Annotated in this window: 10 protein-coding genes; 3 read left to right on the top strand and 7 right to left on the bottom strand. The window is 63.2% G+C overall.

The window, feature by feature from the left end; genetic code table 11:
* Positions 1-7: 7 nt before the first annotated feature.
* The 7 genes from ASU23_RS23155 to ASU23_RS23125 all read right to left on the bottom strand — a co-directional run bounded on the left by ASU23_RS23155 (position 8) and on the right by ASU23_RS23125 (position 6655).
* Positions 8-430: a metal-sulfur cluster assembly factor gene (locus ASU23_RS23155; protein WP_003944963.1), complete on the bottom strand. Its 423-nt coding sequence runs from the start codon at positions 428-430 to the stop codon at positions 8-10.
* Positions 427-930, bottom strand: coding sequence for a Fe-S cluster assembly sulfur transfer protein SufU (gene sufU / locus ASU23_RS23150; protein WP_003944894.1), 504 nt, complete (start codon positions 928-930; stop codon positions 427-429). The genes ASU23_RS23155 and sufU overlap by 4 nt, the downstream gene beginning before the upstream one ends.
* A 3-nt stretch (positions 931-933) precedes the next feature.
* The gene (locus ASU23_RS23145; protein ID WP_058038774.1) at positions 934-2199 is read right to left on the bottom strand and encodes a cysteine desulfurase; all 1266 of its coding nucleotides are present in this window, start codon (positions 2197-2199) and stop codon (positions 934-936) included.
* Positions 2200-2204: 5 nt separating this feature from the next.
* A complete protein-coding gene (sufC, locus tag ASU23_RS23140) occupies positions 2205-3011 on the bottom strand; it encodes a Fe-S cluster assembly ATPase SufC (protein ID WP_003944795.1) in 807 nt (268 codons plus the stop codon).
* A gap of 61 nt (positions 3012-3072) precedes the next feature.
* Positions 3073-4293: a Fe-S cluster assembly protein SufD gene (gene sufD / locus ASU23_RS23135; RefSeq protein ID WP_042919809.1), complete on the bottom strand. Its 1221-nt coding sequence runs from the start codon at positions 4291-4293 to the stop codon at positions 3073-3075.
* A complete protein-coding gene (gene sufB, locus ASU23_RS23130) occupies positions 4293-5753 on the bottom strand; it encodes a Fe-S cluster assembly protein SufB (RefSeq protein WP_003944799.1) in 1461 nt (486 codons plus the stop codon). Before sufB ends, sufD begins: the two co-directional genes overlap by 1 nt.
* A gap of 155 nt (positions 5754-5908) precedes the next feature.
* Complete coding sequence (locus ASU23_RS23125) at positions 5909-6655, bottom strand: metalloregulator ArsR/SmtB family transcription factor (protein WP_269455348.1); 747 nt, start codon at positions 6653-6655, stop codon at positions 5909-5911.
* 130 nt (positions 6656-6785) lie between these two features.
* Between ASU23_RS23125 and mptB the strand changes: the two genes are divergently transcribed.
* Genes mptB through ASU23_RS23110 form a run of 3 tightly spaced genes read left to right on the top strand, consistent with a single transcriptional unit; the run spans position 6786 to position 10329 of the window.
* Entirely contained in the window at positions 6786-8540 is a 1755-nt protein-coding gene (gene mptB / locus ASU23_RS23120; protein WP_003944776.1) for a polyprenol phosphomannose-dependent alpha 1,6 mannosyltransferase MptB, read from the top strand.
* Positions 8537-9478, top strand: coding sequence for an ABC transporter ATP-binding protein (locus ASU23_RS23115; RefSeq protein ID WP_007727917.1), 942 nt, complete (start codon positions 8537-8539; stop codon positions 9476-9478). Before mptB ends, ASU23_RS23115 begins: the two co-directional genes overlap by 4 nt.
* Positions 9475-10329, top strand: coding sequence for an ABC transporter permease (locus ASU23_RS23110; RefSeq protein WP_003944914.1), 855 nt, complete (start codon positions 9475-9477; stop codon positions 10327-10329). Before ASU23_RS23115 ends, ASU23_RS23110 begins: the two co-directional genes overlap by 4 nt.
* Positions 10330-10343: the final 14 nt, after the last annotated feature.

The following is a 10343-nucleotide window of genomic DNA, read 5'->3' as shown; positions in this document are numbered from 1 at the left end:
TTGCTTGTCAGACCGTGAAGCCGAGTGCGCGCAGTTGCTCGCGTCCGTCTTCGGTGATCTTGTCCGGTCCCCACGGCGGCAACCACACCCAGTTGATCTTCATGTCGGTACACAGATCGCTACGCACAAGTGCGCCGCGCGCCTGGTCCTCGATCACGTCGGTCAACGGGCACGCCGCCGACGTCAAAGTCATGTCGATAGTGACGACACCGTCGTCTTCGAAGAGTCCGTAGACCAAGCCGAGATCGACGACGTTGATTCCCAGTTCGGGATCGACGACGTCGCGCATCGCTTCTTCGAGTTCGTCGAGTCGCTCAGGCGACGGGACAGTGCCACTGCCCTGTGCGCCACCGAATTCCGCAGTGGAATCGGGATTCGGATTCACCGGAGCGCCGACCTCGGCGTCCTGCACTGGTTGTGTCTCGGTCATGATCCCTGTCCTTCAGTCGTGTCGACCAATTCACTGCTGCTGTCCGCCGTCGTCACAGCACTGCCGTCGACAATCTGGACTACAGCATCCTTGAATGCCATCCATCCGAGCAAGGCGCACTTCACGCGTGCCGGATACTTCGAGACTCCGACGAACGCGATACCGTCGCCGAGAACGTCCTCGTCCCCCTCGACGGTGCCCCGACTGCTCACCATCTCGTTGAACGCCGTCACCGTCTTCAGTGCGTCGGTGACCTGCATCCCGATGACGAGGTCGTTGAGCACCGACGTCGACGCCTGGCTGATCGAACAACCCTGACCGTCGTACGAGACGTCGGAGACCGTTCCGTCCTCGGATATCTGGACGCGCAACGTCACCTCGTCGCCACACGTCGGGTTGACGTGGTGCACCTCGGCGCCGAACGGCTCACGGAGTCCGCGGCCGTGCGGATGTTTGTAGTGATCGAGGATCACTTCCTGATACATCTGCTCCATGCGCATGATTCAGTTCAACTCCCCTGCGACACCGAAAAATTCCTGCGCACGCTTGATCGCGGCAACGAGAACATCGATTTCCGCGGTGGTGTTGTAGAGCGCAAACGACGCACGGGCCGTCGCAGCGACACCGAACTTACGATGCAGCGGCCACGCACAATGGTGTCCGACGCGAATCGCGACGCCCTCGTCGTCGAGGATCTGTCCGAGGTCGTGGGCGTGAATACCGTCCACGACAAAGGAAATCGCTCCGCCGCGGTTCTCGGACGTCTGCGGTCCGATGATGCGCAGACCTTCGATCGCCGACAACTTTTCGAGAGCAGCCTCCACCAACACGTGCTCGTGCGCGGCGACTGCGTCCATCCCGAAGGTTTTCAGGTAATCCACGGCAGCGCCCAACCCGACCACCTGTGAGGTCATCGGTACGCCGGCTTCGAAACGCTGAGGCGGTGGCGCGTAAGTGCTGACCTCCATGGTGACCGTCTCGATCATCGACCCGCCGGTGATGAACGGAGGCATCGCTGCCAGCAGTTCACGACGGCCGTAGAGAACTCCGACCCCCGAAGGGCCGAGCATCTTGTGGCCCGAGAACGCCGCGTAGTCCACTCCCAGTTCGTGGAAGTCGACGGCCATGTGAGGCACCGACTGGCACGCGTCGAGCACGACGAGTGCACCGACGGCGCGTGCTCGTCGCACCAATTCCTCGACGGGCGCGATCGCGCCGGTCACGTTGGACTGGTGGGTGAACGAAACGACCTTCACCGCGTCTGTCAGCTGTAGCGAATCGAGATCGATCCGGCCGTCGTCGGTGACGCCGTACCACTTGAGCGTCGCGCCGGTTCGGCGCGCAAGTTCCTGCCAGGGAACGAGGTTGGCGTGGTGTTCGAGTTCGGTGATGACGATTTCGTCGCCAGGACCGACATGGCGGTCGAAGCGATCGTCACCGAGAACGTAGGTCACCAGATTGAGAGCCTCGGTGGCGTTCTTGGTGAACACCAACTCGTCCGAATCCGCACCCACGAAGGAAGCGATGGTGGCGCGAGCATTCTCGTACGCGTCAGTCGCCTCTTCTGCGAGCTGATGAGCACCCCGGTGTACTGCCGCGTTACACGTGGTCAGGAAGTCCCGTTCGGCATCGAGAACCTGGACCGGACGCTGTGAGGTAGCGCCGGAATCCAAGTACACCAAAGGTTTTCCGTCGCGCACGGTTCGCGCCAGGATCGGGAAGTCGGCCCGAACCGCTGTGACGTCGAGCTCGCGCACCGAGGTGGTCATCGTGATTACGCTCCCTGGGTAGCTGCGGTGTCCGCGGTGAAACGAACGTAGCCGTTGGTCTCGAGCTCGTCGGCCAGCTCCGGTCCACCGGACTCGACGATGCGGCCACCGACGAACACGTGAACGAAGTCGGGGTTGATGTAGCGCAGAATGCGCGTGTAGTGCGTGATCAGCAGAACGCCGCCGTTCTCGCGCTCCTTGTAGCGGTTGACGCCTTCGGAGACGGTGCGCAGAGCGTCGACGTCGAGGCCGGAATCGGTCTCGTCGAGGATCGCGATCTTCGGCTTGAGCATGCCCAACTGCAGGATCTCGTGGCGCTTCTTCTCGCCACCGGAGAAGCCTTCGTTGACCGAGCGCTCGATGAACGAGGGATCGATCTCGAGCTCGCTGAGGGCTTCCTTGACTTCCTTGACCCAGTGGCGCAGCTTGGGAGCCTCGCCTCGCACGGCCGTAGCGGCGGTGCGCAGGAAGTTGGACATGGAAACGCCGGGAACCTCGACGGGGTACTGCATGGCCAGGAAGAGCCCGGCACGCGCACGCTCGTCGACGCTCATTGCGAGGACGTCTTCACCGTTGAGGGTGATGGAGCCGGACGTGACCTGGTACTTGGGGTGACCGGCGATGGCGTACGACAGAGTCGACTTGCCGGAGCCGTTGGGGCCCATGATCGCGTGGGTCTCCCCCGAGCGGACCGTCAGGTCGACGCCCTTGAGGATCTGGATGGGCTCGGCGTTGGCATCGGAGTTGGCGACCTCGACGTGCAGGTCACGAACCTCGAGGACCGAGGTGGTGGTGTTGTCACTGGTAGACATGAAATTCCTTCAAGATGAGGCGGGCGAGCGTAGCGACGGGGTGGTGTCGCCGGCGGGGCGGTCAGGAGCCGACGGCTGCGAGTTCGGCTTCGACTGCGGCTTCGAGGCGATCGCGCACCTCGGGAACAGCGATCTTGTTGATGATTTCGTGGAAGAACCCACGTACGACCAGACGACGAGCCTGATCCTCCGGGATACCACGAGCACGCAGGTAGAACAGCTGCTCGTCGTCGAAACGTCCCGTTGCACTTGCGTGGCCGGCCCCGACGATCTCACCGGTCTCGATTTCGAGGTTCGGAACCGAGTCGGCGCGGGCGCCGTCGGTCAGCACCAGGTTGCGGTTGAGCTCGAACGTGTCGGTGCCCTCCGCTGCGGCGCGGATGAGAACGTCGCCGATCCACACGGTGTGCGCGTCGGGCTTGCCGGATCCGGGATCTCCCTGAAGCGCACCCTTGTAGACCACGTTGGACTTGCAGTTGGGCTGCGAATGATCCACCAGCAGACGCTGTTCCAGATGCTGGCCGGCGTCGGCGAAGTACAGGCCGAGCAGTTCGGCGTCGCCGCCCGGTCCGTCGTACTTGACGGTGGCGGACAGGCGAACCAGATCGCCGCCCAGGCTGATCGAGGTGTATCGAAGCACTGCGTCGCGGTTCAGGCGAGCGTGGTGTGACGTCACGTGAACTGCGTCGTCCGCCCAGTCCTGGATGGCCACCACCGTCAGCTGCGCACTGTCACCGAGAACGAATTCGATGTTCTCCGCGAAGGTTCCGCTGCCGCGCTGGTCGATCACGAACGTCGCCTTGGCGAACTGCGCCAGACGAATCTGGGTGTGTCCGTAGGCGACGTTGTCGACTCCGGGGCCGGTCATGGTGACCACGACGGGCTTCTCGACCTCGACCTCGGCGCCAACCGAGATGACCGTTGCCGTCTCGAAGCTCGAATACGCCTGCGCTGCAATGCGATCAGCGGGAACGCCGGCTTTGCCCAGACGTGCGTCGTCACGGCCGACGGTCTCGACGGTGATGTCGCTTCCGCCGTCGACCTCGACGGTGACCTGTCCGTTGGCGACGGCGCTGCCGTCGTGCAATCCCCGGAGGCGACGCAGCGGGGTGAACCGCCAGATCTCGTCACGTCCGCCGGGAACCTCGAAAGCATTGACGTCGAACGAGGAGAACTGCTCACCCTTGTTCGTGATGGGTGAGCCTGTGGCTGCACCCTTTACAGGAGCGGTCGGGTTCTCCCCGGCAACAGCTCCGATGACTCCGGTCTCTGGCGTGGTCACTAACCCACAGCCCCTTCCATCTGAAGTTCGATAAGGCGGTTGAGCTCGAGCGCGTACTCCATCGGGAGTTCCTTCGCGATGGGCTCGACGAATCCACGCACGATGGTGGCCATCGCCTCGTCCTCGGTCAGTCCGCGGCTCATCAGGTAGAAGAGCTGATCGTCACTGACCTTGGAGACGGTGGCCTCGTGACCCATGGTGACGTCGTCCTCGCGGATGTCGACGTACGGGTAGGTGTCGCTGCGGCTGATCTGGTCGACGAGCAGAGCGTCACATTTGACGGTCGACTTGGAGCCGTGGGCACCCTTGTTGACCTGCACCAGACCGCGGTACGACGCACGTCCACCACCACGGGCGACAGACTTGCTGATGATGGTCGAGGACGTGTGCGGCGCGAGGTGGAGCATCTTGGCGCCGGTGTCCTGGTGCTGGCCCTCGCCGGAGAACGCAACGGAGAGAACCTCACCGCGGGCGTACTCGCCCATCAGCCACACGGCCGGGTACTTCATGGTGACCTTGGAGCCGATGTTGCCGTCGACCCACTCCATGGATCCGCCGGCCTCGACCTTGGTGCGCTTGGTCACCAGGTTGTAGACGTTGTTGGACCAGTTCTGGATGGTCGTGTAGCGGCAGTGGCCGCCCTTCTTCACGATGATCTCGACGACGGCCGAGTGCAGTGAATCGGACTTGTAGATCGGCGCGGTGCAACCCTCGACATAGTGCACGGAGGCATCTTCGTCGACGATGATCAGGGTGCGCTCGAACTGACCCATGTTCTCGGTGTTGATGCGGAAGTACGCCTGCAACGGGATGTCCACGTGGACTCCCGGCGGAACGTAGATGAACGAGCCACCGGACCACACGGCGGTGTTCAGCGCGGAGAACTTGTTGTCGCCGGCCGGGATGACCGATCCGAAGTACTCCTTGAACAGCTCCGGGTGCTGCTTGAGACCGGTGTCCGTGTCGAGGAAGATGACGCCCTGCTCCTCGAGGTCCTCACGGATCGAGTGGTAGACGACCTCGGACTCGTACTGAGCTGCGACGCCGGCCACGAGGCGCTGCTTCTCCGCCTCGGGGATGCCGAGCTTGTCGTACGTGTTCTTGATGTCCTCGGGCAGATCTTCCCACGACTCGGCCTGCTTCTCGCTGGACCGGACGAAGTACTTGATGTTGTCGAAGTGAATACCTTCGAGGTCGCTGCCCCAGTTCGGCATCGGCTTCTTGTCGAAGGTGCGCAGCGCCTTGAGGCGGATGTCGAGCATCCACTCGGGCTCGCTCTTCTTGGCGGAGATGTCCCGCACGACAGCCTCGGACAACCCGCGCTGCGCGCTGGCTCCGGCTTCGTCGGAATCGGACCAGCCGTAGCCGTAATGACCGAGGGACGCGATGGTCTCTTCCTGCGTGAGCGGCTCGGTGCCTGCTGCCGCAGTGGTAGTCGCCTGGTCTGATGTGACGGTCATGCGAGCTCCTTCCGGAGTCTTGTTTCTTGACGGCTGCTCGGGTTCAGCGAGGGCTGGTCGCTGTGGTCGAGCAGTTCTGACTTTGAAGAAATAGCTGAAAAATCTCTATTCGAACGCTGCACGGTGGCAACGCTCTGTAGAACACTCTGGTCCGGTCATCTACTCCCGGTGGACACGAGGGGCACGTGCGTCGTGCAGGCGCAGTCACCGTTGGCGATGGTCGCCAGACGCTGAACATGAGTCCCGAGCAATTGCCGGAATGCTTGCTGCTCTGCCTCGCACAGTTCCGGAAACTCTTCTGCCACATGGGAAACCGGGCAATGGTGTTGGCAGATCTGCACGCCGTTGCCGACCGGCCGGGTCGACGCTGCGAACCCCACCGCATTGAAGGCTTCGGCGATTGCGTCCGCTGTCGCCTCGACGTTGTCGACATCTGTCGGATCAGCCGGTTCGACGTCTCCGACGATCGCCTGGACCCGACGCTTGGCGAACTCCTCGATTGCCGCGTCTCCGCCGATTTCACGGAGTTGCCGCATCGCGGCTCCCGCCAGATCGTCGTAGGTGTGGCCGAGGCGGCCGCGACCGGTCGCGGTGATCTGGAACTGCTTGGCGGGACGACCTCGTCCACGCTGACGCAGCGACGACGCCGAAGCAGTTCGGGCTTCGCCGGACTCGATCAAAGCGTCCAAGTGACGTCGGACACCTGCGGCACTCAAACCGAGGCGCGTGCCGATTTCGGAGGCGGTAATGGGGCCTTCTTCGAGTAGCAGCTTGACCACTGCCGCCCGCGTCTGACCTTCGACGCTCACCGTCACCGGATTTGCGGCAGCACTCGGCGAGGCCGCTACAGTGGGCTGACCTGCAACTTCCTTGCTTCGTGGGTCTGACGCATTTCTTTTCACAACACAAGTGTGACGGAATTCTTTTCGCAGGTCTACTAAGGGCAACCTGCATTACAGTCGGGAATATCCGGACAACGTACGTTGTTTGTGCTTGTCTGTCCGGCTGGATGGAGCCGCTACGCTGCCTGGTGTGCCGCAGACCCCCGAGAAGACGACGACCGCGCGATCGGCGCGCGCGATCCTGCTGGAAAAACCCAAGGCACTCGCGCTTTCCACAATCGGCGTTCGACCTTTCGGATCCGCTCCCCGGCAGAGTATGGCCGCGGTGCTGCACGGCGACGAGGACGAGCGCCCGGGCCTGAACGCGAAGGAAACCGCACAACTGCGAGGGATCCGCCGATTCGGCGCAACCGGCGCGGTCTTGATGGCAGTCGGAGCGCTCGGCGCCGGCGCGCAACCCGTCCTGCAGAATCCGACCGCAGGACTTCGAGTCCTCAGCCTTCCCGGACGTATGCCGACGGTCTCACTCACCATGACGATGACCGGAACCGTGCTCGTCGTTCTGGCCTGGCTGATGATGGGCCGATTTGCAGTCGGGGACATACGCAGCCGTTCCGGCGCACCGCGGCGCATGACCCGTTCCCAGTTGGACCGCACACTCCTGCTGTGGATCCTGCCGCTCTCGGTCGCACCGCCGATGTTCAGCCGCGACGTCTACTCGTATCTGGCTCAAAGCGAAATCGCGGCCCGTGGACTCGATCCGTACGCCATCGGCCCCAAGGCGGCACTGGGCGTCGACCACGTTCTCACCCGCACGGTTCCGACGATCTGGCGCGACACCCCGGCTCCGTACGGTCCGTTCTTCCTGTGGCTGGGACGCGGGATCAGCTCACTGACCGGCGACAACATCGTGGCCGGAATCTTCTTGCACCGCTTGCTCGCATTGGCCGGCGTCGCGCTCATCGTGTGGGCGATACCGCGACTGGCCAAGCGATGCGGTGTCTCTGCCGTCAGTTCGCTCTGGCTCGGTGCCGCGAACCCGCTGTTGCTCTTCCACTTGGTGGCCGGCATCCACAACGAAGCGCTCATGCTCGGGTTGATGCTCGCCGGAATCGAGATCGCCCTCCGCGCAGTCGAAGGGTCCGGGCCCATCCGAGGGCGAGCGCTGTTCTATCTCGTTGCGGGATCAGGTTTGATCGCGTTGTCGTCGACCGTCAAAATTCCGTCCTTGCTTGCGCTGGGATTTGTCGGCATGGCCTTGGCTCGGCGTTGGGGTGGAACCTGGAAAGCCCTGGCGGGAGCCGCGATTCTCCTGGGCATCGTTGCCGCTGTCGTCACGTTTGTCATCAGCGTGGCCAGTGGGCTCGGTATGGGTTGGATCAACACCCTCGACACCGCCACGGCAGTCCGGAGTTGGATGTCCATCCCGACGCTCCTGGGCGTCGGCACGGGATTGGCAGGCGTACTGCTCGGACTCGGCGATCACACGACGGCGATCCTCACGATCACGCGGCCCATCGCTACTCTCGTCGCCATGCTCGTCACCGCACGGATGATGATCTCGGTCTACATGGGCCGCATCCATCCGGTCGGCGGACTCGGCATCGCGCTCGGCGCGATCGTTCTCCTGTTCCCCGTCGTTCAGCCGTGGTACCTGCTGTGGGCGATCCTTCCGTTGGCGGCGTGGGCCACCGCGCCGATTTTCCGCATCCCTGCCGTCGTCTTCACCTCGATCGTCAGCGTCATGTTGATGTCCAACGGCGCCGAATACCTTCCGTTCATGATCGTGCAGGCCGTCATCGCGACCATCCTCACCGCCGGAACGCTCATCGTCTTCACCCGCAATTCACTCCCCTGGCGTAGCGACAAGCCAGTAGCGGAGATCACGAAAGGCGGACCGGTAGACGAAGACAACTCGGCGGGGGCTTACGCTGATTCCCCGTGACCTCGAGAGCCTCCAGATCGTCGACGCCGGCGGTACAGATCCAGGGTGTCGTCAAGTCCTTCGACGGTGTTCGAGCCGTCGACGGTATCGATCTCACTGTCGAGACGGCCCAGGTCGTTGCCCTGCTCGGCCCCAACGGAGCCGGCAAGACAACCACCGTCGAGATGTGCGAAGGGTTTGTCACCCCCGATGCCGGCACGGTTCGAGTGCTCGGTCTCGACCCCATCGCCGACTCCGGTGAAGTCCGCTCGCGAATCGGCGTCATGCTGCAGGGCGGCGGCGCGTACCCCGGGTCCAAGGCCGGGGAAATGCTCGACCTCGTGGCCGCATACTCGGCCGACCCGCTCGATCCCGCCTGGCTCCTTTCCAAACTCGGCCTCACCGATGCGCGCAAGACCCCGTACCGCCGCCTCTCCGGAGGCCAGCAGCAACGACTGTCCCTGGCGTGCGCGCTGGTCGGGCGTCCCGAGTTGGTATTTCTGGACGAACCCACCGCCGGCCTCGACGCTCAGGCGCGCCTGCTCGTGTGGGAACTCATCGACGCTCTGCGACGCGACGGCGTGAGCGTCCTGCTCACCACACACCTCATGGACGAGGCCGAAGCGCTCGCCGACGAACTGGTCATCATCGACCACGGCAAGATCGTCGCGTCGGGAACGCCGGCGGAGGTCACCAGCAAGGGCGCCGAAGGACAACTCCGTCTGACGACGGTTCCCGGTTTGAGCCTCGATTCGCTGGCCGGTTCACTCGCCGGGTTCCGCATCGAGGAATCCAACCCCGGCACCTATGTCGTCGAAGGTGCAATCGATCCGGCAACCGTGGCGACTGTCGCAACGTGGTGTGCCGATCAGGACGTGCTGATCAACGACATTCGCGTCGATCAACGGAGTCTGGAAGACGTCTTCCTCGAATTGACGGGCCGGGAACTGAGGGGATGACGGAGATCAAGGTCATGAACGAAACAGCGTCGAACGGCCAGAGCAGTCCCATCAGCGTTGCCAGAGACCGACGGCTCGCCGAGAACCGCTTCGAGCCAGGCACCTTCTCGCCGGATCCCCGCCCCAATTCGGCGGCCAAGATGCTGGCGGCGCAGACCAAACTGGAGCTGACTCTTCTGCTCCGCAACGGTGAGCAATTGCTGCTCACCATGTTCATCCCGATCACCCTGCTCATCGGACTGTGTCTACTTCCGATCGGCGATTTGGGCGATTCTCGGGTCGATACCGTGCTCCCTGGTGTCATGATGGTTGCCGTGATGTCGACGGCGTTCACCGGACAGGCCATCGCCGTCGGATTCGACCGCCGATACGGCGCGCTCAAGCGACTCGGTGCAACGCCGCTACCGCGGTGGGGAATCATCGCAGGCAAGAGCGCTGCCGTCATCATCGTCGTGGCTCTGCAGTCACTCTTGCTCGGCGCTATCGGTTTGGCGTTGGGATGGCGTCCGTCGTTCGTCGAACTTGTACTCGGTGCAGTGGTCATTGCCATCGGTACTGTCACATTTGCAGCGCTTGGCCTACTGCTCGGCGGTACTTTGCGAGCAGAGATCGTTCTCGCGCTCGCCAACATCCTGTGGTTCATCATGGTGGGCATCGGCAGTGTGGTCTTCGCCAGCGGCGAACTTCCGACCGCTGTTCACACGCTGGTCCGCATTGTTCCGTCCGGCGCTCTCGCACACGCACTCGAAGCGGCCCTCGACACCTCGATGGACTGGTTTTCGATTCTCGTACTACTCATCTGGGCCGCAGTGGCCGGAGTCTGCGCAGCAAGGTGGTTCAAGTTCACGTGAGTACACGACGGACA

It is taken from the genome of Rhodococcus sp. KB6 (assembly GCF_001445685.1).
GTDB lineage: Bacteria > Actinomycetota > Actinomycetes > Mycobacteriales > Mycobacteriaceae > Rhodococcus_F > Rhodococcus_F qingshengii.
The sequence above is the reverse complement of the archived record's forward strand: the minus strand, read 5'-3'. Positions and strand labels throughout refer to the sequence as shown.

Excerpts from the sequence above, each read along its gene's own strand:
- sufB (WP_003944799.1), bottom strand. The coding sequence starts at position 5,753 with ATGACCGTCACATCAGACCAGGCGACTACCACTGCGGCAGCAGGCACC.
- ASU23_RS23145 (WP_058038774.1), bottom strand. The coding sequence starts at position 2,199 with ATGACCACCTCGGTGCGCGAGCTCGACGTCACAGCGGTTCGGGCCGAC.
- sufU (WP_003944894.1), bottom strand. The coding sequence starts at position 930 with ATGCGCATGGAGCAGATGTATCAGGAAGTGATCCTCGATCACTACAAA.
- ASU23_RS23155 (WP_003944963.1), bottom strand. The coding sequence starts at position 430 with ATGACCGAGACACAACCAGTGCAGGACGCCGAGGTCGGCGCTCCGGTG.
- sufC (WP_003944795.1), bottom strand. The coding sequence starts at position 3,011 with ATGTCTACCAGTGACAACACCACCACCTCGGTCCTCGAGGTTCGTGAC.
- ASU23_RS23110 (WP_003944914.1), top strand. The coding sequence starts at position 9,475 with ATGACGGAGATCAAGGTCATGAACGAAACAGCGTCGAACGGCCAGAGC.